The sequence below is a fragment of the Chitinophaga sp. genome, from assembly GCF_039596455.1.
In the GTDB taxonomy this organism is placed as follows: Bacteria; Bacteroidota; Bacteroidia; order Chitinophagales; family Chitinophagaceae; genus Chitinophaga.
Map to the genome: position 1 here is coordinate 1,728,191 of NZ_JBCNJR010000001.1, position 24,374 is coordinate 1,752,564.

Sequence of the window (24,374 nt, forward strand, 5' to 3'; positions counted from 1 at the left end):
GATCATCATTATTGTTATTGATATATGAAGAAGTTTTTTTATTCCTTTTTGTTGCTTGCGGTATTTTTACCTGCCGCCAGGGCACAACAGCCGAAGCCAAACGTTGTCATCATTTTCATTGACGATATGGGCTATGGTGATCTTGGTTGTTATGGCAATACACAGGCGCAAACAAAAAATATTGATGCGCTGGCCCGGCAGGGCACGCGGTTCACGCAGTTCTATGTGAACTCGCCTGTATGCTCGCCATCCCGGGTGGCTATGATGACGGGCCAATATCCCGCCCGCCACCAGTTCTATACTTACCTGGCAGACAGAAAAAAGAACGCGGAAAATGGAATGCCCGATTTTTTGCCGGCTACGGTGCCAACGCTCGCTAAAATGATGCGTGCAAACGGGTATGCCACGGCGCATATCGGTAAATGGCATTTGGGCGGCGGAAGGGATGTAGGTGACGCGCCACTCCCGTCTGAATATGGCTTTGACAAATCGTTTACCAGCTTTGAGGGGTTGGGAGACCGCACCCTGACCATGGCAGATAACCTTAACAGGCAAAGTGCGGCATTGGGCAGAGGACACATCACGGAGGCTCCGCAGCATCAACAAACCGAAATGTATGTAGACAGCGCGCTCGTTTTTGTAAAAGGCATCGGTGACCGGCCGTTCCTGCTGAATTTTTTCCCCAACGATGTGCATGACCCCTATAATCCTGTTGAAGGGGCGGAAAAAGAGTTTGCCGCATTAACAGATAATGTGCACCAGCAAAAATTCCTGGCAACGCTTAAAGAATTGGACAAACAGATCGGCCGCCTGCTGGCTGGCCTTGATAAAATGGGAAAGCTGCAGAATACCCTGATACTCCTGACAAGCGACAATGGCCCTACAGACTGGCCGCACTACTACAAAAACGGAGGCCTGCCGCCCTGCAGCGCCGGAGATCTGCATGGCAGGAAATGGAGCTTGTATGAAGGGGGTATCCGTGTACCCTTCATTGCCGTATGGCCCGGCAATATTCCAGCAGGCAAGGTAAATGACAGGGCCGTAATGAGCGTAGTAGATATTGTGCCCACCGTTGCGGCATTGACGGGCGCGGCAACACCGGCTGGTTACCGTTCAGACGGGGACAATGAAAGCAGAATACTGCTTGGCGGGAAGCAAAAGGCGGGCAGGGACATTTACTGGTATTACACCAACAAGCCGGTACCCGGCAAGGCAGAGAATATTTCTCCCGTATTGGCCATTCGTTCAGGTAAATGGAAATTGCTGATGAACCCGGACGGCTCGGATATGCAATTGTTCAACCTCGAGGAAGATCACAGGGAGACAAAGGATGTTGCTGCTGAAGAAAAGAAAAAAGCAAAAGCGCTGCGTGCCAGGCTGGAGAAGTGGTATGCGGAAGTAGTACAGAAAAGTGCGAAGCAGCCAAGTAAACGAATATAGCTGCTATTCCGTGCGGTCACTATGGTATTTTATTATTCGATATACGTATTGTGCTGAATGATATTTAGACACTTCTAATCAGACAGATTCAACCAATGTAGGCCAATCAAGGCTCCTGATACAAATTTTACATTCAAAGAAACAATTGTGACAGCGTGAACGGGGTGAGCAGCCTTAAATTGCTGTCAGAACAACCGCGCCTTTGAAGATCCCGTTGAAGCCCTTCGTGAGCTTCCTTAAACCATTATTTATCAACTGTTAAATTGCCACGATGACTAAAGCCAATTCCACAACCACTTCCCTTGCACCAAACGATCTGCGGGGCATGTCTTCCGCCACGTTTTTCCTGCTGATGGTTTTACTGGCCATTTTATTTATTCCCTTTTCGGGCCGGGGCCAGGAAAAAGACCACCTGGTTAAAGGTATTGTGACGGATAGTGACGGTAATGCCATTTTTGGCGCCAGTGTTAATATAAAAGGAACGAAAACCGGAACGGTAACGAACGAGAAGGGAGAGTTCCTTTTGGCGGCTACGCCCAGAAGCATATTGGTGTTCACACACCTGAATTACAAAAGGCAGGAAATAGCTCCGGGAAACCGAAGACAGCTGGAGGTTACAATGGAGTCTTCAGTTTCCAATATGAATGAAGTGATGGTGGTGGGTTATGGTAAACTAAAGAAAAGCGATATGTCAGGGGCTATCAGTACCTTAAAGATAGACCGGATAGAAAATAAGGCGGTATCTCTCCCGGAAGCGCTGCAGGGCAGGGTGGCCGGCGTGCAGATCATCACCAATACCGGTGAGCCGGGTTCCGGTATCACCTTCAACATCCGGGGCAAAACGTCCGTAACAGGCAGCAATCAGCCCCTGATCGTTCTTGACGGTCAGCCCATTGAATCAGGCTTGGGTACCACCATGGCCGGCATTGCCGTAGATGGCGGCGCCGAAATTCCGCCTGCAGACCCGCTTGCCGGCATCAATCCGAATGATATTGCCTCCATTGAAATATTAAAAGACGCCTCTTCCACAGCCATCTATGGTTCAAGGGGCGCAAATGGCGTGGTGCTGATCACCACCAAGTCCGGCAAAGCGGGGAGAGACAAGGTTACCTACAGCAACCGCTTTGACGTTGGGCGCCTGCCTAAAAAGATAAAAATGCTCAGCTCCATGGATTATGCCCATTTCAGGAATGAGGCCTACCTCAATGAAGGAGGCGATTCTACAGAACTGGGCACAGCCGCCGGCACCTATTCACTGGCGCAGATAGATTCACTGGGAACAACAAAAAACGTCAACTGGCAGGATGAGATCTACCGCAGCGCCCTTTCCCAGGATCACCAGATTACGATTTCAGGCAGAGATGCCAAAAACAGGTACCTGGTGTCAGGAAATTATTCGGACCAGCAAAGCATTGTCAGAAAGGCAGCCTTTCAGCGCTACGGCCTGAGGGTTAACTACCAGAGGGAAGTGTCCAAAAAACTGACAGTTGGCGTTCACAGCTATCTCTCGCTGGCCAACCGGATTTACGGGCAGCAATCCAACTGGACAGGTATCCTGGGCTCTTCTGCCGTAATGGGTGCGCTTGCTTTCAACCCTTTACGGACGGCCTACGAGCCAGATGGTACGCTGGATGAGGAATTTGCCAACAACCCCTTGCTGGTGACCGAGCTGGTGAAAGACAAAACCCAGATACGTACCATACTGGTCAATCTCTCTGTTGATTACAAGATCACCAAAGACCTTACCTATCAACTCAAGGGCGCCGTCAATGATCTGTACTCCCTGAGAAATTTATACTATCCAACAGGTACTTTTATCGGCAACACAGCCCCCGGCGGTTCCGCCACCAGAGCAGACCAGACCAACTCAAATGCCCTGCTGGACAATATCCTGACCTTTAATAAAGTGTTTGCCAAAAAACATTCCGTCAACTGGGTAGCGGGGTTCTCATACCAGGCCTGGAAAACGGCGCAAACCAGCGTAACAAGCATGGATTTCCCGTCCAATGCGCTGGAATACTACAATTTTGCTGCGGCCTCTGCGCCGGGCAGGTTTTACAACCCGGAAAAAACAAGGGCCCTGGCCTCTGTGATCAGCAGGCTTAATTACACCTACGATAGACGGTATATACTCACCCTCACCGGCCGGTACGATGGCGCCACCCGCCTGGCAGACGGCAATAAATGGCAGCTTTTCCCGTCCGTGGGCGTGGGTTGGAACGTGTCTAACGAGAAATTCTTTGATAATCTTTCCAAATCCGTTTCCCTGTTTAAAATAAGGGCCAGCTATGGCATTGCCGGCAACGAAAATATTGCCATTGGGGCTACGCAGGCCAGTTATGGGATCAACTATGTGGTGATAGGCGGCAGCATCCAGCCGGGATACGTGGTGGGGGATTTTGCCAACGGTACCCTGGGCTGGGAAACCACCAGGCAACTGAATGTAGGCACAGACCTGGGTTTCCTGAAAGACAGGATCACGGTTACAGCCGATGTTTATAAGAAGACGACCACGGATCTGCTCATCAACCTCTCCCTTCCGGGTTCTGCCGGGTATGCAAATTATTACACCAACGTAGGGAAAGTTGAAAACAGGGGCCTTGACCTGGAAGTGAGTGCAGATATTTTAAGGGGAAAACTGAAATGGGACGTGAGCGGCAACTTTTCCATTTTTGATAACAAGGTATTGAACATGGGGGCGTCTGATATAGTTTATGGCCGTACTTACCTTGCAGGCGGTGCGGTGCTGTTGGGCCAGCCTTTACAGGTAGCCAAAGTAGGGTACCCGGTTTCATCTTTCTGGGGTTATAAAACCAATGGCGTGTATCAGAACGAGGACGAAGTAAGCAAGGGGCCTGAAGCGTCTACCGCTAAACCTGGTGATGTGAAATGGGTGGATGTGAGCGGGGACGGGCAGATAACGGATGCTGATAAAACCATTATCGGTAATCCCAATCCGGATTTCACATACGGGTTCAATATGGGCTTTTCTTACAAAGGTTTTTCACTCAATATGTCTGTGTTCGGGAGCCATGGCAATGAGTTGCTGAACATTAACCGCTGGATTGTTGGCGGGGGCAGTACCAACGGCAACTACAACCTCATGCAAGACAGGTGGGACGGCAGATGGCACGGAGAAGGGACCAGCAACCTCTACCCGAAAGTTACCACCAACCCGGTAAGGCTCAACCAGCGTTTCCCTGACTGGATGGTGGAAGATGCTTCCTTCATCAGGCTGCAAAGCCTGACGCTGGCTTATAATTTTACAATGCCCCGCCGCTCTCCGCTCTCTGCTTTAAGGGTGTTTGCAAGCGGCACCAACCTGATCACCATTACAAAATATACCGGCTATGACCCCAACGTAAACTCATTTGGCCATAATTCGCTGAACAGTGGGGTAGATTTTGGTACGCTGCCGCAACCGCGCACGGTTTCAGCAGGCTTAGAAGTTTCGTTTTAATTTTTAAAACTACCAACATGAAATCTTTACAATATATATATCTGCTGTTGCTGGCCACTGGTTTGCTGACCGGCGCCACTTCCTGCCTGAAAGAAACAATAAGAGATACGCCCAACCCTTCCCTTATTAAAAATGAAGCGGATGTGGCCGCTGTTATCAGGGGCGCTTATGCGGAGCTGAATGACGCCGCCACTTTTAAATACCAGGGCATGATGATGCTGTTCCTGGGCGCAGACGATATCTATACCCAGGCAGGCTCCGAGCTGGGGGCATATGGGAGCAAGGTGTTTACAGGCGCCCATACCCAGCCTTTCTGGAACCGCTTGCATGCCACAGTGGCCAATGCCAACGCATTGATGGAAGTATTGGACAAGCTGGAGCTGGAGAGCGAATTTGAAAAAAGAGCTTATGGGGAAGCCTATTTTTTAAGGGCTTTCAGCTATTATTACCTGGTCCGGTTATATGGTGGAGTGCCTATCCGGACGGAGCCCGTTAATGTGGGCAGCAATTTCTACTTGCCCAGGGAGACGGTAGACAAAGTATATGAACAGATCTTTTCAGACCTGAAAACAGCCTCCGGGCTGCTTCCCTTGTCTTCCCAGATACCCGGTACCGAGCTGGGCCGTGCTTCCAAGGGCGCCGCGCAGGGCATTCTGGCACAGGCGTACCTTACTTATGGTAACCAGTTGTCATTAAAAGGCCAGTCGCCTGTAGAACAGTATCAAAATGCCGTATTATATGCTGATTCGGTGATCAACAGCGGCCAGTACAGGCTGTTGAATAATTATGGGGACCTGTTTGACATCACCAAAGAAGCTGGCGCTTACAATGAAGTGCTGTTTGGCGTACGTTTCCAGGTAGACCAGCAGGCAAGGGCCCAGCCGGCCGCGGGTTCGGAGTTCGCATTGCGTTTTGGCGCGCCTAACACCCATTTTATCAGCGGCAACGGGGAAATCGGTAACGGAGACGGGTCTATGCGCATAATGCCCTGGATAGCGGATTACTACCGTACGGGAGATTACGCCGCCGGGACGGGACCTGCCAAAGTGATAGACTACCGTAATGAAAAGGCCTTTTACCAGAAAGGGTTCCACAGTGTTCAGAATAAGTACTACGCCGTGTATCCCAATATTCCGGCAGCAAACGAAGGCGTTATAGAAACGCCGCTTCTGTCCAAATATATAGACCCTAACGGCAAGGATTCCCGCAATAATGGCAATGACCACTTCATCACCCGGTTGGCCGAAGTCTACCTTATAAAGGCAGAAGCCGAAAATGAGCTGAACGGGCCCACGACCAGTGCACTGACCGCTTTCAACGCCGTAAGGGCAAGGGCCAGGAAGGCGGATGGTACTGCAAGGGTTGTGCCTGCAGACCTTCTTCCAGGTCTTACACAAGACCAGTTCAGGATGAAGGTATTTGACGAGCGCGGCCTGGAACTGATAGGAGAAGGCCAGCGGTGGTTTGACCTGGTGCGGATGCGCAGCCCGCAGAGCCCGTCTCAAACAATGTATGAATACCAGTTTAAGGTGGTGTTGCCAACCAAGCCGAAAGCATTGCCCAAATACCAGCCCGCCACCCAGAAATACAGCAATTCAGGCGCAGTATACGCGGGGGCGCTGAATGTAACGGTACCCAAATTCCTGCTGTATCCTGTTCCTTTCAGTGAAATGACGATCAATCCCAATTTTGGCGATCAGAATACGGGATGGTAAAAGAACGGCAAGAGCATTAAATTTATAACATGAGCAGACACCACCTTTTTGTTTTTTTTATACTCCTGAGCCTTCAGGCCTTTTCGCAAAAGAAGCCCAATATTGTACTGATAATGGCGGACGATATGGGGTACTCGGACATCGGCTGCTACGGCGGAGAAGTGCATACCCCCGCTATTGACCAGCTGGCAAAAGAAGGGCTTCGGTACAGGCAGTTTTACAATGCCGCACGTTGCTGCCCAACCAGGGCGTCCCTGATGACGGGACTTTACCCCCACCAGGCCGGCATGGGGTGGATGGCCGCGGCAGACCTAGGTACAAAAGCCTACCAGGATGATCTGAACAAGGAATCCGTTACCATTGCAGAAGTGTTGAAGGGGGCGGGCTACAGCACCTTCATGACCGGCAAGTGGCATTTAACCAATGAAAGGAAAATTGATGGTATGGTGACAGACAGCTGGCCGTATCAACGGGGTTTTGACCGCTATTTTGGGATCATTCCCGGCGGCGCCAATTATTTTACCCCGGTTATTTACAGCAACAACACCCGTTACCAGGCGCCCGACAATTTTTACCTCACCAATGCCATCAGCGATACCAGCGTGAAATTTATTGAAGAGCACCTGGCCGGTAAAAAAGAAAAGCCTTTTTTTATGTATGTGGCCTACACAGCCCCCCACTGGCCCCTTCACGCTTTACAGAACGATATTGAAAAGTATAAGGACGTTTACATGAAAGGCTGGGACGCCATCAGGAAGGAGCGCTTTGAACGGCAGAAAAAAACGGGGCTGATCCCTCAAAATGCTGTTCTCTCTCCAAGAGACACAGTGGTGGCTGCCTGGGATGCGCTTTCTGAAAAAGATAAAAAGGAGTTTGCCATGCGCATGGCCATCTATGCCGCGCAGATAGATGCTATGGACAGGGGCATCGGTAAAATTGTAGCCACCCTGAAAGAGAAAGGCGTGCTGGATAATACGCTGATCTTTTTCCTGAGTGATAACGGGGCTTGCGCTGAATTTATCAGCAGCGGCAAAAGCAAGGAAGTAGACGGCACGGCCGCAACCTTCGAAAGCTACCGGATCAACTGGGCCAATGTGAGCAGCACTCCCTTTAAGGAATATAAGCATTACACATACGAAGGTGGTATTGCCACACCGCTGATTGTTCACTGGCCTGAGGGAATCGCCAAAAACCTGGCCAATTCCTTTGTTACCGGCTACGGGCATTTGACAGATATTATGGCCACCTGCGTGGATGTGGCCGGGGCCACCTATCCGGCGGTGTTTCAGGGCAACAAGATCCACCCCATGCAGGGGAAGAGCCTGACCCCGCATTTTTCCGGCCAGCCGAACAACCGCGGCAAGATCTACTGGGAGCACGAAGCAAATATTGCACTGCGTAACGGCAAATGGAAAATGGTGGCCAAAACCGGCCAGGGAGAAGAATTCAACATGAACACGGTGCATTTGTACGACATGGATGCCGACCCCACCGAGATGAACAACCTGTCTGCAAAATTCCCTGACAGGGTGAGCAGCATGTATGCAGATTGGCTGCAATGGGCTAAGGACGTGGGCGCTTTTCCGCTTGATACACGCGAATATGGTGAAAGGATGCAGGCCTTCAGGCGCAAGGTGAATGGAAGCTTTGATGACAACCTGGGCGGCTGGAATATTAGAAAAACCCCTGATGTTGATGGTGACATAGCTGTAGATGCCACAGCGCAGGTAACGGGGAAGAAATCTGCGCTGGTTACTGTCGGGAAACCTGGTAACCGGCCCAATGACCTGGTGATGAACTGGCCCTTTAAAGCGGAGAAAGGCGAGAAGTTCATTGTAAAACTTTCTGCAAAGGCCAACAGGCAAACTACCTTCCTGGTACGCCTCGAAAAAGCAGGAGAGGGCTCCGGCAAGGTGATTGACAGGGAGCTTGTTGCTTCACCTGCTGTCAAACAATCCGTTTACCGTTCAGATGAGGTGCCGGAAAATGGCATGTACCGGATTGCGCTGTATTTCGGCAAACTGGCAGCAGGTGATAAAGTGTGGATAGATGACATAGAACTGGTGCCCGTAAAATAGATACGTATGAAAAAAATGATCTTGTTTTTAGGAATGCTTTGCAGCGCGCCCGCGCTTACTGCGCAGGTAAAACATGTGATCCTGATCAGCATTGACGGTTTCCGGCCAGATTTTTACAAAGACGCTTCCTGGCCGGCGAAGCACCTGCAACGCTGGAAGGAAGCAGGCGTTTACGCTGACGGCGTCAGGAGTGTTTTCCCTTCTGTAACTTATCCTGCTCACACTTCCATTATAACAGGCGCTTTACCAGCGCGTCATGGCATTTATTATAATGTTCCTTTTGGTGAGAAAAAGGGGCATTGGTATTGGGAAGAAAGCTACATCAAAACCCCTACCCTGTGGGATGCCGTGAAAAAGGCAGGCCTGCGTTCGGGCGCTGTAATGTGGCCCGTGACCGTGGGCGCCCCCATTGACTATAACTTCCCGGTGCGCCGGGCAGATAAAGATGAAAAAGCAGATCAGCTGACCATCACCCTCCCTTATGTAACGCCAGCCGGGCTGATGGACGAAATACAGGCCAAGGCCACCGGAAAGTTATCCGCTAAAAGTTTTGATGACGAGCATCTTGATGTCACCATCGGGCTGATGGGAGCATATATTTTTAAAACATACCACCCCAACCTGCTGGCCCTGCATTTTCTGGGAGCGGACCATATGCAGCATCAGCACGGCAGGGACGCGGCTGAAACAAAACACGCCGTATCGGTTATTGACAGCATGGTCAACGTGGTGATGAAATCTGTTACAGATGCCGGCCTGCAAAACCAGACGGCGGTTATCATTACCGGAGATCACGGCTTTGTGGATTCAAAGTATACGTTCTCGCCCAATATTTTATTGCAGCAGGCGGGCCTGATCCGGGAGAACGGCTGGGCCGCTAAGTTCCACGGTGTGGGCGGCTCCGCTTTCCTGTATGTGAAAAACAAAAATGATAAAGCAACGGTAAATAAAGTGAAAGAACTGTTGAACGGGCTGCCGGAAGAACAGCGGAAGCTGTTCTGCATTATTGACCGGGACGAGCTGGACAAAGCCGGCGCTAACCCGGAAGTAGCCATGGCATTGGCTATGGAAAAGGGCATAGTTGTCAATAATGATGTTTCCGGGGAATTGATCAAACCAAGAAAAAATGGTGGTAATCATGGTTACTTCCCTGATTTTGACGAGATCAACACCGGATTCATCGCCTTTGGCGCCGGCATAACAAAACAACAGCGGATTGGAGAAATGGGTGTGAAAGACATTGCACCGCTGGTTGCAGCGCTTCTTAACCTTCCGTTCACCGCTCCGGACGGCGTTCTGACGCCGGGAATCTTAACCGAAAAAAAATAAAGTATGAGAAATCTGTTTGTGAAATCTTTTTACGGCTGGATGGCCTGCATGCTGTGCTGCTGCCTTGTTTCGGCCAAAGACTCTCTGGTGGTGGAAAAGAAACGGCCGAACATTGTCATCATCATGGCGGACGACCTTGACTCGCGGCAATTGAGCTGTTATGGCGGGAAGAACATCCGGACAAAAAATATCGACCAGCTTGCCGCCCAGGGCATGAGGTTTGACCAGATGATTGCTTCGGAAGCCATGTGCGTGCCCACCAGGGCTTCTCTTTTCACCGGCCTCTACCCGGTACGGCATGGCTCGTTTCAGAACCATAAACCAGTATACGATGGACTGAAAAGTGTTTGCCACTACCTGGGAGACCAGGGCTATACCGTAGCGCTGACGGGCAAGAACCACAGCACAAAACCCGCCTCTGTATTCCCGTTCAAGTTTATTGAAGGCTTTCAGCCTAATTGCGTGGCGCCTACTGATGACTACTCTCTTGATGAAATAAAAAAGTTTATCACCAGCAAAGAGACGGGGCCGTTTTGCCTCTTCGTGATGAGCATCAATCCACATGCCCCCTGGACTATGGGAGACCCTTCCGAGTTTGACGCCGGCAAACTGGTACTTCCGCCGCATTGGGTAGATACCCGTGATGTACGGGAGGCATTCACCAAGTACCTGGCCGAAGTGAGGCGGCTGGATAACCAGGTAGGCGATGTGATGCAATTGTTGAAAGAAACAGGCCAGGAAGATAATACCATCTTCATTTTCCTGGGAGAGCAGGGGCCGCAGTTCCCCGGCGGCAAATGGACGCTTTGGGATAACGGCCAGAGAAGTTCCATGATCGTAAAATGGCCTGGAAAGGTCAAGGCTGGTACGCATACAGACGCCATTGTACAGTATGAAGACATTACGCCCACACTGGTAGCTATTGCTGGCGGCAAACCTGTAAACGGCCTGGACGGTAAAAGCTTTTTACCGGTGTTAGCGGGTGAAAGCAGCCAGCACAGGGAGTATGCCTTCGGCATCCATAATAATGGGCCGGAGGGCCCGTCCTATCCCATCCGCGACATCAGGGACCAACGCTATAAGCTGATACTCAATCTTACCCCGGATAAAAGTTATTACATCAAACACATGATGAACCCGGAAAAGAAAAAAAGCTACTGGAATACCTGGAAGGCACAGGCAGAAGTGTCTGCCGCAGACAGCAAGCTGGTAAAGCGTATAGAAACACGGCCTGCCGTTGAATTTTATGACCTGAAGAATGACCCCTTTGAATTGAATAATCTGGCTGCCGACGCCCGGTACAAGAGCAAGATAGAAGAATATACCAGGCGGTTGAAAGAGTGGATGAAACAACAGGGAGATACAGGCGCCGATATTGATAAGTCATATGCAAAAGAAAAATAAGCTGATTAATATGAGGAAGAACCATATAGGGTTAATATGTGCGCTGCTGCTGACGCAGCTGATGACTTATGCGCAAGACCGGAAGCCTAATATCATTTTTATTATGGCAGATGACCTGGGATGGGGAGAATTAGGCTGTTATGGCAACAACTTCAATGAAACGCCCAACCTGGACAAGTTGTCAATGCAGGGAATGAAGTTCATGCAGGCCTATGCAGCAGCTCCTCTTTGTTCACCCACCAGGGCCAGCATCATGACCGGGCAATACCCCGCCAGGGTGGGCATTACCGATTTTCTGCCGGCAAAAACGGAACGTTTCCTTGACCCGGCAAAGTACGTTACGGTGAATGAAGCCCTGTCTAAAGCGGGGTACCATACCGGCATTATCGGTAAATGGCATCTTGATACGGATTATCAGGACCCGAAAGGCAGTCCGCAGCAACATGGTTTTGACGAGGTGATCGGTTCTGAAACCAAATACATTGCAGACGGGGATTATTTCTTTCCTTATGACAAGATCAGCACATTTGCAACGGGCAGGGACAATGAATACCTGACAGACCGGCAATGTGAGGAGGCCTCACGCTTCATAGAAAAAAACCAAAAAGCCCCTTTCTTTCTTTATCTTTCTTTTTACAGTGTACATACGCGGCTGGATGCGCCGGAGCACCTTGTAGAGAAATACAAAAAGAAATTCGATGCCCGTTACGGCGAAGGCCAGGCGGAAAAGTTTTATGGGGCCGGGAATAAAAGGCATGAAGCGGATCATAAAGATAATCCTTACCTGGCAGCCATGTTGGAAAGCATTGACGCCGGTGTGGGATTGATCATGGAAACGCTGGAAAAACATGAGCTGGACAAAAACACGCTGCTGGTATTTTTTTCCGACAACGGAGGGGCGGGCAAAGTTGCTAACAACGGGCATCTGAGGGCCGGCAAAACCTGGCTGTATGAAGGCGGCATAAGGGAGTGCCTGATCATGAAATGGCCCGGAAAGATAAAGCCAGGTACTACCAGCCAGGAGCCCGTTACCAGTCTTGATTTTTACCCAACCTTCCTTGAAGCGGCCGGCGGTAAAAACGCTCCGGGCTACCTGCTGGACGGCAAAAGCATCCTGCCCTTGCTCACCGGCGGCAAAGCGCCGCAAAGAGACGCTTTTTTCTGGCACTACCCGTCTGAAACAGGGAAGTGGAAACCGCGCATGGCAAGCGCTGTCAGGAAGGGCAATTATAAATTACTGGAGTTTTACCTGGATAAGCGGATAGAATTGTACGACCTGAAAAACGATCCCGGAGAAAAAAATAATCTGGCAGGTAGTGCGCCTGCAAAGGCAAAAGAGCTGAAGGAGCTGCTGGACCGGTGGAAGAAAGAGGTAAATGCTGAAGCGCCAGATTTGTCTGCAGGCAAACCTCAGGCAAAGCACTAGCATCCAGGGTCCGCGTATATTGTCAAACGAAGGAGCGTGTTATGATGATCCACCTTAAAAAATTGATTCCTGTCCTGCTGACGCTGCTTTGTACGCAGGCGTTCGGCCAGCAGATACTTCTCCGGAACTATTCCGCCATAAATGGTCTTTGTTCCAATACAGTATGGAATATCATGCAGGATGACAGAGGCTATATGTGGTTTGGTACTAAAAATGGGCTGAACCGGTTTGACGGCTACCAGTTTAAATCTTACCAGGCAGGTAAGGGGAAACAAACACTGGGTAACAATTTCATTCATGCTATTTGCCGGTTTGACAGTAAAACGTTCTGGCTGGGAACTGCGGGTGGGGTTTACATCCTGGACCTGGAAACTGAAAAGTTTACGTTGCTGGAAGCCATGGGCAGAAAACCCGTTTTTGAGATACTCAAAGGCAGCAACGGCATCATCTGGATGGGAACAAAGGGCGGCGGTTTGTGGAGGTATGATCCGGACGGGAAACAGCTCAGGCAGTTCCGGGCAATACCCAATGACAGCAATACGGTGTCTGTGAACCAGATACGCAAACTGGTTGAGGACAACGAAGGCAATATCTGGATCGGTACTTTTGGCGGTGGCATAGACGTGCTGGACCCCAAAACGCTCTCGTTCAGGCATTACAAAGCAGGAAACAAGGATGGTGATCTGTCCAGCAACCAGATTCTCACCATGTACAAAGACCTGAAAGGCGACATTTGGGCGGGCACGCTGTCCGGCGGGTTGAGCGTATGGTCGAAAAGCACCGGCAAATTCAGAACGTATAAAGCAGGCGGCTCCAATGCCATCAGCGACAATATAGTGCGCGCCATTTTTCAGCCCTCTCCTGACAAGTTGTATATCGGAACAGAAAAAGGGCTGAATATTCTTGACATAGCTACGCAACGGTTCACCGTTTACACTAATAAAAGCAACGATCCGTTCAGTATAAGCGACAATGCCGTGTATGCTATTCACCCTGACAAGGAAGGCGGCATATGGGTGGGTACTTATTTTGGCGGCGTTAACTATTTCCCCGGCAAAGGGTCAAATTTTGAATTGTATTACGCTACCGGCGAAAGTAATTCTTTGTCGGGGAATGCTGTAAGCAGCTTCCTGGAAGACAAGCCAGGCTATTTCTGGATCGGTACGGAAAATGCCGGGCTCAATTATTTTGATGCGCATAACAAAACGTTCAGGCATTTCCCCTTTGTTTCCTCACAGCAAAATCTCTCTTACCATAACATACATGCTTTATTCAAAGACAAAAAAGGCAGGTTGTGGATCGGTACCTTTACGGGCGGCCTGAATATTTATGACCCTCAGACCGGGGCTGTAAAAAAATATACTCATAATCCTCATGATACTACGTCGTTAAGCAATAATAGCATCTATACCATTTATGAAGACAGGCAGGGCGTAATTTGGGTAGGTACCGTGGCAGGCCTGAACATTTACAACCCGGAAAAAGACGCATTCATCAGGGTACACGAAATGAACCTACGGAATAACTGCATATACGCGGTATATGAAGATGATTTTAATAATATCTGGATTGCCACGTATGACAACGGTCTCATCGGCAAAAACAGGAAAACCAACAGCTGGATGCGTTTTTCCGCAAATGGCAGACCTGGCAGCATTAGTTCCAACCGGGTTATCTCCCTGCTGGACGATCATGAAGGAAATTTATGGCTGGGCACCGATGGCGGAGGGCTGAACTGTTTTAATATAAAGAGCAAAACATTCAAGGCGTATAACGGGCAACAGGGAATAAGCACCATTGTGTTCGGCATTTTGCAGGATGGTAACAGCGATCTCTGGTTATCTACCAACGAAGGCATTATTAAATTTTCTCCCGGGTCGCAAAAGAGCAGGCTGTTTACCAATTGGGATAACCTGCAGAGTAAACAATTCAACTACAAGGCTTACCTCAAGGCTTCTGACGGCAAATTTTATTTCGGCGGTGTTCACGGCTTCAATGCTTTTTCACCGGATAGTATTCATGACGCAGTGCTCCCGAGTTATATTGCACTCACCAATTTTCAGCTGTTCAATAAAGATGTAGCCATTGACGGGGAAAAAGGCCCGTTGAGCAAGCTGGTAGGGTTTGAGCAATCAATTACCCTGCAGCACCACCAGTCTGTTTTGAGTTTTGAATATGCCGCATTGAGTTACCTGGCCCCTGAAAAGATACAATATGCTTACAAAATGGAGGGGTTTGACGATAACTGGAATTATGTAGGCACCCAGCGTAAGGCCACCTACACCAACCTGCCGCCCGGAAAGTATGTTTTCCACGTAAAGTCAACCGATAACGCCGGTAACTGGAATGAAAAGACGGCCAATATTGCCGTGATCGTAAAACCTCCCTTTTACCGGTCAACGCTGGCCTATATCTTTTATACCATTCTGCTCATAGCCGCCATTATTGGTTTCAGGAACTTTTCGATCAGGCAGGCCAGGAAGAGAAATGAAGCTAACCTGGAGCGGTTAAAAATTCAGCGGGAAAAAGAATTCTATAACCAAAAGATCGAGTTCTTTACCACCATGGCGCATGAGATCCGTACTCCCTTGTCGCTCATTATTGCGCCGCTGGAAAAGCTGATGGAAATAGAAGAATGGAAACCGGAGGTAAAAGAGCAGTTGGAGATCATGGACGAAAACTCTGACCGCCTGCTGAAGCTGGTGAGCCAGCTGCTTGATTTCAGGAGGATTGAAAGCGATATTTATACCATCCGCACGGAGGAGATAGAGCTGATCTCGTTCATCCACTCCGTCTACTCAAGATTCTCCGCTATTTCTTATCAAAAGGGCATCCGTTTCACCATGGTTACCAATATCAACCGGCTGATGGTGCATGCTGACCCGGAAGCGGTGATAAAGATCCTGAACAACCTGCTGATCAATGCTTTTAAATTTACGCGCAGCAAGGTGGAGATCCGCGTCAATGAGCCTGTTACCAATGAACAGGGTCAGCAGCTGTTTTCCGTAAGCGTTGAAGATGATGGTATAGGCATACCCGCCAGCCAGCTTGATAATATTTTCAAGGCATTTTTCAAGCTGCCGTCTGAACAGCAGCACAATAACATGGGCGGAACGGGCATTGGCCTTGCATTGGCAAAATCACTTACTGAAAAGCACGGCGGAAAGCTGAAAGTGGAAAGCAAGGAAGGTGTGAAAACCGTTTTTACTGTGCTTATCCCCTATGAGGCAAAAGAAACGGGAGCAATTGTGCAGGACATTCCCAGGCAGGAGCCAAAGGAGCAGACGGAAGACCAGCAGGTGATACTTATAGCAGAGGACGATCTTTCCCTGCTTGAATTCCTTTCGAAAAGCCTTAAATCAGAAGGTTATAAATGCCTTTGCGCTACCAACGGTAAAGAGGCCCTGAAGCTGCTGGAGACAAATGCCGTTGAGCTGATCGTTTCAGACGTGATGATGCCTGAAATAGACGGGATCGAATTTTGCAGGGAGGTGAAGGGCAATATCAATTACAGCCATATTCCCCTCATCCTGCTGACGGCAAAGGGTAATACAGACTCAGAGATATCCGGTATTGAAAGCGGCGCAGATGCCTACATCACCAAACCTTTCAAGTGGAAGCACGTGGCTGTGGTTATTAAAAACCTGTTTGAATCGAGAGCCCGGCTGATGCATAAGTTTACCCAACAGCCCTTTGCCGATGTGAACACGCTGACCACCAATACACACGATAAGAAATTTGTAGAGAAACTGATCACTATTATTGAGGAAAGGATTACCGATTCACAATTGTCAGTAGAAGAACTAAGCCGGGAAATGGCCATGAGCCGGTCAAGCCTGCATAAAAAATTAAAGGCTATTTCAGGGCATGTGCCCAACGAGTTTATCCGTTTGATCCGTTTGAAGAATGCGGCCAAATTGTTGCTGAGCGGTGAACACAATATTTCCGAAGTAGGCTATCTCACCGGCTTCAATTCACCGTCTTATTTTTCCAAATGTTTTATGCAGCAGTTCAACCTTACGCCCCGTGAGTTCACAGAAAAGTATGCAGGAAAATCAAATATTACGATAGACGATATTACCGGGTAAAAAAACGTTTTTGTTCTTGTATGAAAATAGGTTTCCTTTTTATGGTGCTTGCCCTTCTGACGGGCAATTTGAAGAATGCCTGCGGCCAATCGGCCCGGCGCCCCAATATCATCATCATACTGGCTGATGACCTGGGTTGGGCCGATGTAGGTTTTCATGGCAGTAAAATAAAAACACCTCACCTTGACCAGTTGGCCAGGGAAGGGGTTATTCTCAGCCGTTATTATACCGCCCCTATTTGCTCGCCTACAAGGGCCGGGCTGATGACGGGCAGGTATCCCAACCGTTTCGGGCTCCGCCAGACGGTGGTGCCGCCATGGAGCAGTTTTGGGGTAGACGTGACGGAAGAATACATTCCGCAAATGTTGCAGCAGGCAGGGTATGCCAACAGGGCCGTTATCGGTAAATGGCACCTGGGCCACGCGTCACGGAAATATCTTCCGTTGCAAAGAGGTTTTACTCATTTTTATGGGCATTACAACGGCGCTATCAATTATTTTACACATGAAAGGGAGGGTGAGCTTGATTGGCACAATGATGAGCAAACTTCTTATGACAAAGGCTACTCTACAGACCTCATTTCCGATGAGGCGGTGAGGTGTATAAAGAAATACGCTGCGGAAGACCCGCCTTTTTTCATGTATGTGGCCTACAACGCGCCGCACGGCCCGCTGCAGGCCAAAAAGGAAGACCTGCTTCTGTATGGTTATGATGAGAGTAAACCCGGCTTCGGGAAGCCCGGTGGCGGCGAAGCGGATGGCGAAGGCGCAGAAGGCAGGGGAAACACCCGCTGGCAAACCTACGCAGCCATGGTTACCTGTATGGACAGGGGCATTGGAAGAATATTGCAAACACTCAAAGACCTGAATATAGATGATAACACCCTGGTGTTGTTTCATAGCGACAACGGGGCGGCGCCGGGAGAAGGCGGCAGCAGCGGCGAGCTGAGAGGATTGAAATTCCAGGAATGGGACGGCGGGGTAAGATCTCCGGCAATCATTAAATGGCCGAATGGTTTTAAGGGGGGAAGAACAGTGAGGCAGGTGATCGGTTACGTAGATGTGGCGCCTACCTTGCGTGCAATTGCAGGTGTAAAAACAGCGCCTGCCAAACCTTATGATGGCGTTGACATGCTTGCTGTTTTAAAAGGTGATAAAAAAGAAATTGACAGGAACTTTTATCTGGGGTACGGGAGCATTATACACAATCAATGGAAACTGGTAAAGGCCAATAGCGGCAACAACAAAATGGTGCATACGGAGGATATGCTTTTTAATATCCTGGCCGATCCTTTCGAAAAGAAGGACGTAAAGGCGCAGCATCCTGATATTTACTGGCAACTGAATGAGCTGGTGGCAACGTATGATGAGATCAAACCGGCTGTAGAAGTGCCTCCTTATGGCCAGGGGCGGAAGGGGTACAAGGCGCCCAGGGAATGGAAGATCACGCAATAACCTCCAGAGAATACAAATGAAAAAAATATGGCTGCCTGATGGCAGCCATATTTTTTTCATTACTACAGCTTTTGGCCGTCTATCTTCACCCCTTCCACCGGTTGCCGGCCAAATTCTATCAACTGCGAGTTGCCGCCATGGCTGACAATGTTCCTGAAGGTTGCGTTCTTCAGGGTGCCCACGATCTTTACGGCAGATTTGGCTCTTGTCCGTACATTGTCTACCACTATGTTGTATGTTTCTCCGAGCACGTTCATCCGGGATGACCAGTAGTGCTCTTCGCCTATCCTGATGCCGGCAGCGGGCCTGATCTCATTTTCAGTAGATGTATCCAGGATATCGGATACAAAGATGTTATAGAGTTTGATCCCGTCCTGGTTCAGCAGGCGTACCAGCGCGTGCCCGCCTATTACCTTGGCTTGTATATTGCGGATGGTGATATTGTAAATATCATCGTTAGCGCGCGGCAGGCGCCCGCCTACCTGCATGCTGGTTTTGGCGGTATCATTAGGAGTGGCCAGGCCGGTGAGCGCAATCACGTCATCGCCGGTTACGCCGGTAATGTTCTCGATTACAATGTCGTGGCAGCCTTTGCGTACATCCACGCCATCCTGGTTAGGAAACTTGTTGGTGTTGGCAAAATTGATATTGGCCACCCTGCCGTAGGCGCAACCGTGTTCCATGGAGATGGCCCAAGCCTGCGTTTCTTCCATCGTGAAGCCTTCTATGGTGAAGTGTTCTGTGTCATACAACAAAATCCCGATGGTGCGGTAGCCGCTCTTGTCTCCCGGTGGGTTGAAGTGAGCCTGCAGGCCTCCGCTGAGCACAGCGTTGCCTTTACCAATGATGCGGATGTTTTTGTTGGATGACAAGGGTGTGGTACGGGCCCCGGTATTGGTGATAATGTTGTCTGCCGTGCCGGGCGAAAGCCTTATAAGGCAATCATTCAATACCAGCGTAAAATCAGACGGCACCAGTATAGCCCTGTCTATCAGCCATTGCGCCGCCTTGCGCTGCTGGTTCCACCGGGGGATCTCGATGGAATTAACACCGGTGCGCAGCGCTTCGCGTATGGCCGCCTCAATCCGGTCGCTATCAGTTCCTTTCTTAAAATCGTTGGGAGTGACCGGGTTGGCCATTGCCGCAGTACAGCATAGCAAACCCAGCAACATTGCAATTAACCTCATATCTGTGCTTGTTTAACTCTTCAATAAATCAATCGTACCCTTCGTTCTGCGACAGCGCAGGGTTCAGGCTCCGTTCCCTGAACGGTATGGGATACAGTACATTCCGGTCCTTAATATCGTAGTTCTCCACGAGATACCCAACACCGGTATACTTTTCCTTGTAATCCCTCATTACCTGCAGCATGCTGCCGGTACGCAGCAAATCAAGCCAGCGGTGGCCTTCAAAACAAAGCTCTACGCGGCGCTCTTTCTGGATAATGTTGCGCAGTGCCGGCTGTCCCTCATCTGCTACATTTCCCAGGCCGGCGCGTTTGCGCACTTCGTTCAGCGGCTTGATAGCTTCGCCGGTGGCCCCGGTTTCGTTGAGCGCTTCCGCGTACATCAGCAGCACGTCTGCATACCGGATTACGGGCCAGTTGTTCCTGCCTTCGTTGGAGGCAATGGGCCGGTCTATGAACTTCCGGGTGTAAAGGGCATTGGTGGAGGGATAGCGCGCAATAGCCACGTTTTTACGAAGGTCTCCCGTCTCAAAGGCATTAAACAGGTCTTCCGTACCCTGGTTGGAGCCCGCAGGGAAACCGCCTGTTGTCACTTCCGTACCAGAGCCGAACGGGGCAAAGGCGATGCAGAAGTTGCTGCCCTCGCCGTTGCCGGCGGCGAGATATTGCACGGAGTAAATGATCTCCCGGTTGTTGCGGTTGGTAGCGCTGAATACCGCCTCATAGCTGTCAAGCAGCCCGAAATTGCCCGCTTCTGTAATGGCTTTCAATACAGGCACAGCTTTTCCGAACTGCCTGGTGGCAATATACATTTTGGCCAGCAATGCCTGCGCGGCAGCTTTGGGAGCACGGCCCAGGGCGGTGCCGGTATGAACAGGCGGCAGCCCTTCCGCAGCAGTCTGCAGGTCTGTTTCCAGCTGCGCATAAATTTTGCTGACTGCTTCACGCTGGTAGCTATAAGCTTCGGCTTCCGTTTTTACTTCCTTCAGAATGAGCGGCACGTCCCCAAAAAACTGGGCCAGCTGAAAATACATTAGCGAGCGCACGAAGAGGGCCTCACCCTTGTACTGGTTCTTCAGGTTATCGTTCATTGTTACCCCGTCTATCTTGTCGAGGATAATATTGGCGCGGCTGATGGTGGAGTAGGAGTTCAGCCAGAGCGACTGCACGTACCCGTTATTGTTCAGCCAGGTTTGCTGGTCCATATCTGCATAACCAAGGTTGGCGCCGTTTGCTTCCGTATTGTCTGATGGTATTTCCGCTACAATGAAGTAGTTGCCATAGTACCCGCGGAGGCTGTTGTACATGCCGTTAACAGCGGCCGTTATATCTGATTCGCGATTGAAATAGTCGTCCCTGTTCACAACCGTGGGCGATTTCAGGTCCACAAAGTCCTTGCAGCTCTGCCCCAGGGCCAACGTCAGCGCGGCTATGCCCATCAGTTTATATGTATGCGATTTCATCTGCTCTTAATTTTTTCGTGATCAATTAAAACCCAATGTTGATACCAACCATAATGCTTTTTGCAAGCGGATAGCCGCCCTGGTCTGTACCCGGCTGGTAAACGGACGCGCCGTACTGGCTGGGTTCAGGGTTGAAGCCGGGGTATTCCGTGAGGGTAAAGAGGTTCTGCGCCGTTACATACAGGCGGGCAGATTGCAGCATCATTCTTTTAGCAATGGCGTCCGGCAGGCTATAACCCAGCGTAACGTTCCTCAGCCGGAGGAATGACCCGCTGTACACGGCATAAGAGCTTAAATGGCTGGCCGTGGCAAAACCTGCGCGGGGGCCTACACGGGCGTACTTTACATCCCTGTCAGGCTCTTCCGGACGGAAGTAATTATTGGCCATATCCTTAACGGCATTGAACTTGCCTATCCACAACTGGGAGTGGCGCGCCGCGCCGTTAATGATGCCATTACCCAGGGTACCCTGGAACAGGATGCTCAGATCGAAGTTCCTGTAAGAGAAATTGTTGGTGATACCGTACACATAATCGGGGAAACCGTTGCCCAGCAGGGTGCGGTCTCCTTCGTTGATCTCGCCGTCACCATTCACGTCACGGATCTTGTAATCACCTACGCCGGAACCAGGCCATTTCGGGCTTTTTTGCAGTTCTTCAGCATTCTTGAACACGCCATCTATAATGAACCCGTAGAAGCTGCCCAGTGGTTTGCCTACCTCTACCCGGTATACGTTGGGCCAGCCGCCGGTACCGGCAAATGTATTGAGTGACGACCTGCCACCCAGGTCCATCACCTCCGAGCGGTTGTAAGCAATGTTGAAATTGGTGTTCCATTTGAAGGCACCCTGCATGTTGCGGGTATTGAGCTCTACTTCAAAACCCCTGTTGCGCAGTTTGCCGATATTGGTCTGGAAAGAAGTAGCATAGCCGATTACGCCGGGCAGTTCTTTGGAGAAGAGCATGCCGTCGGTTTCCTTGTTGTAAAGATCTACCGTCAGGTAAATCCTTTCCTTGAGAAAAGCCGCTTCCAGGCCAATACCCAGCTGCTTGTTCTTTTCCCACGTCAGTTCCTTGTTCATGTACCCGCTTTGGAACACACCGGGTACCCGCTGGTCTCCCAGGCTATAGTTGGCATAACCGATGCCGCTCATCCAGGTAAAGTCACCGATGTTGGCATTGCCGGTTTCGCCATAGCTGGCCCTTATTTTCAGTTCGTCGAAGATCCGCTGGTTTTGCATGAAAGCTTCTTCAGTGATGCGCCAGCCGGCGGAGTAGGACTGGAATACCCCGTACCGGTTGTCAGGGCCGAAGCGGGAAGAAGCGTCTGTACGAATGGAGGCGGAAAGGAGATATTTGTTCTTGTAATCGTAGTTCACGCGCGCGGCATAAGAAAGAAAACTGTTCAGCTCATAACCCAGCGAGCCGATCTGGTCGGTGGCCGCAGCGGGGTTATGTACCTGGTCGTTCACGAATGAACCTGCCCTGCCGCGCGTGGCAGTGCTGGTACCGCTGTATCGCTGCATGGAATACAGCAACATACCGGAAAGGTTATGACCGCCTTTCAGGCTGCGGCTGTAGTTGAGAGTGTTTTCCCACAACCAGCCGGCTATGCGGTTGCTCGATACCTGGCTGGCGAGGCCGGTCAGCAGGGGATTGGAAAGGTTGGCGAAGGGCGCGCTTGCGTACGCGAGCGTAGAAGGTGTGTACTCGCTATACGTGGTGGCGCCGGCGGTTACACCGCCCTGAGATTTGAATTGCAGCCCTTTTATGGGTTCCCATTGCAGGAAAATATTGCTGAGCAGGCCGGAATAATTCTGTTTGTTCTCATACAGTTCCAGTACTGCCAGCGGGTTGTGAATACCCGGCTCGCTGAAGCCGTACTGTGTATACGGCAGCACGTTGTTTTGCCCATAGTCGCCATTGGGCAGGTGTACCGGCACTACCGGTGGCATCAGCATGGCTGCGTATACCGGCACATAAGAAGCAGGGCCGCCCGTACCGGGGCCTGGCTTCAGGTTGCGGGTAGTAAAAGAAGGGGCAAAGCTTGCGCCGATTTTCAGTTTTGAGCTGAGGTCCGCATCTATATTGGCATTCACGGTACCCATCTTGTAGTCGGTACCGATCATCACGCCTTTTTGCGTGGTATAGTTGCCCGAAATAGAGAAGCGCACCTTTTCGTTGCCGCCGCGGGCGCTTACCTGTATGTCTGACATAGGGGCGGAGCGGAAAATCACATCCTGCCAGTCGGTATCCGGCAGCAGCTCAGGCGTGTCAAATATGTCCGGGTAACGGCCGTTCATGGCCCTGGTAGCATCTTTCGCATATTGCAGGTACTCGCTTTTGTTCATCATGTCCATTTTACGGTATACGCTTTGCACACCGGTATAGGCGCTGACGTTAAAGCTTGTTTTACCAGCCTTTCCGCGTTTGGTTGTAACGATCACCACGCCATTGGCGGCACGGGAGCCGTAAATAGCGGCAGAAGCAGCATCTTTCAGCAGTTCAATGGATTCTATATCGGCCACGTTGATACGCTGGAACTGTGCGGCATTGGGCAGAGGGTAGCCATCTACCACGTACAGCGGATCGTTGGCTGCGCCCATGGAGCCGATGCCGCGAATGCGGATAGTAGGCGTTTCACCCGGCATGCTGCCTGAAGCGGACTGCACCTGCACACCAGCGGCCAGGCCGGCCAGTGCGTCTCCGGGATTGGTAACTGGTTGTTTGGCGATATCAGCGCCGGACACTTTGGCGATAGCCGTGGTCAGTCGGCGTTTGGAAGAAGTGCCATACCCTACCACCACCACTTCATCAAGGTCTGACAGGCTGCGTTCCAGCACTACGGCGGGAATTCCCTTGTCCCCAACAATTACGCTGAGCTCTTTGTATCCTACAATACGGAACACGAGCACATCTCCTTTGGCGGCGTCCAGTTCAAAACGGCCATCTTCATTGGTGGCGGTTCCCCGCTGCGTACCCTTTACAAATACGGATACCCCCTCCAGCGGCTGGCCGGCGGCATCCGTTACCCTGCCGGTTACAGGCGGGCGGGCCGCGGTGTGGCTGATGCCGGCAGGCTGTGTGATTCCGGGGGCCGGTGCGGCGTTGGCGGCGCCGGCCATACCCAGAGACATTGCGATCATTAAAACAGCTGATACATTCATAGCGGTATACTTCAAAAAATTCAAAAAAAAGTCACCGAGCCGTTTGCGGAAACGGCTGTGCGTGGTTGATAATGCTTATTTGTTCTGGTTGAAAAAGGCTCCCTCAAGCCTTTTCAAAAATAGTTCGTATTCCATTCCTAAATGGACACGTGGTTATCCAAGTAT

The 24,374-nt window shown here is 50.5% G+C and carries 12 protein-coding genes; 9 read left to right on the forward strand and 3 right to left on the reverse strand.

Annotated elements, in window-relative coordinates:
• Nucleotides 1-24: 24 nt before the first annotated feature.
• The 9 genes from ABDW36_RS07240 (at nt 25) to ABDW36_RS07280 (ending at nt 18,394) form a co-directional block, all read left to right on the forward strand.
• Nucleotides 25-1,440 carry a sulfatase-like hydrolase/transferase gene (locus ABDW36_RS07240; protein ID WP_343701211.1) on the forward strand — a complete coding sequence of 472 codons (1,416 nt, stop codon included), beginning with the start codon at nt 25-27 and terminating at the stop codon, nt 1,438-1,440.
• A 271-nt stretch (nt 1,441-1,711) separates the two neighbouring features.
• Nucleotides 1,712-4,900 (forward strand): TonB-dependent receptor, encoded by a 3,189-nt coding sequence (locus ABDW36_RS07245; RefSeq protein ID WP_343701212.1) that lies wholly within the window; start codon nt 1,712-1,714, stop codon nt 4,898-4,900.
• Between the two features lie 17 nt (nt 4,901-4,917).
• A complete protein-coding gene (locus ABDW36_RS07250; protein ID WP_343701213.1) occupies nt 4,918-6,615 on the forward strand; it encodes a RagB/SusD family nutrient uptake outer membrane protein in 1,698 nt (565 codons plus the stop codon).
• Nucleotides 6,616-6,644: 29 nt separating this feature from the next.
• Complete coding sequence (locus ABDW36_RS07255) at nt 6,645-8,693, forward strand: arylsulfatase (RefSeq protein ID WP_343701214.1); 2,049 nt, start codon at nt 6,645-6,647, stop codon at nt 8,691-8,693.
• Between the two features lie 6 nt (nt 8,694-8,699).
• Complete coding sequence (locus ABDW36_RS07260) at nt 8,700-10,022, forward strand: alkaline phosphatase family protein (RefSeq protein WP_343701215.1); 1,323 nt, start codon at nt 8,700-8,702, stop codon at nt 10,020-10,022.
• A 3-nt stretch (nt 10,023-10,025) separates the two neighbouring features.
• A complete protein-coding gene (locus ABDW36_RS07265; RefSeq protein ID WP_343701216.1) occupies nt 10,026-11,426 on the forward strand; it encodes a sulfatase in 1,401 nt (466 codons plus the stop codon).
• A 10-nt stretch (nt 11,427-11,436) separates the two neighbouring features.
• Entirely contained in the window at nt 11,437-12,852 is a 1,416-nt protein-coding gene (locus tag ABDW36_RS07270) for a sulfatase (RefSeq protein WP_343701217.1), read from the forward strand.
• A gap of 44 nt (nt 12,853-12,896) precedes the next feature.
• A complete protein-coding gene (locus tag ABDW36_RS07275) occupies nt 12,897-16,940 on the forward strand; it encodes a two-component regulator propeller domain-containing protein (protein ID WP_343701704.1) in 4,044 nt (1,347 codons plus the stop codon).
• 20 nt (nt 16,941-16,960) lie between these two features.
• Nucleotides 16,961-18,394 (forward strand): arylsulfatase, encoded by a 1,434-nt coding sequence (locus tag ABDW36_RS07280; RefSeq protein WP_343701218.1) that lies wholly within the window; start codon nt 16,961-16,963, stop codon nt 18,392-18,394.
• Between the two features lie 62 nt (nt 18,395-18,456).
• Here ABDW36_RS07280 and ABDW36_RS07285 read toward each other — a convergent pair whose 3' ends face one another.
• From ABDW36_RS07285 to ABDW36_RS07295, 3 genes are read right to left on the reverse strand one after another with little or no spacing between them, the layout of a single operon-like run.
• On the reverse strand, nt 18,457-19,581 hold the full coding sequence (locus tag ABDW36_RS07285; RefSeq protein ID WP_343701219.1) for a hypothetical protein: 1,125 nt from the start codon (nt 19,579-19,581) through the stop codon (nt 18,457-18,459).
• A 28-nt stretch (nt 19,582-19,609) separates the two neighbouring features.
• Nucleotides 19,610-21,043: a RagB/SusD family nutrient uptake outer membrane protein gene (locus ABDW36_RS07290; RefSeq protein WP_343701220.1), complete on the reverse strand. Its 1,434-nt coding sequence runs from the start codon at nt 21,041-21,043 to the stop codon at nt 19,610-19,612.
• Nucleotides 21,044-21,068: 25 nt separating this feature from the next.
• A complete protein-coding gene (locus ABDW36_RS07295; RefSeq protein ID WP_343701221.1) occupies nt 21,069-24,188 on the reverse strand; it encodes a TonB-dependent receptor in 3,120 nt (1,039 codons plus the stop codon).
• Nucleotides 24,189-24,374: the final 186 nt, after the last annotated feature.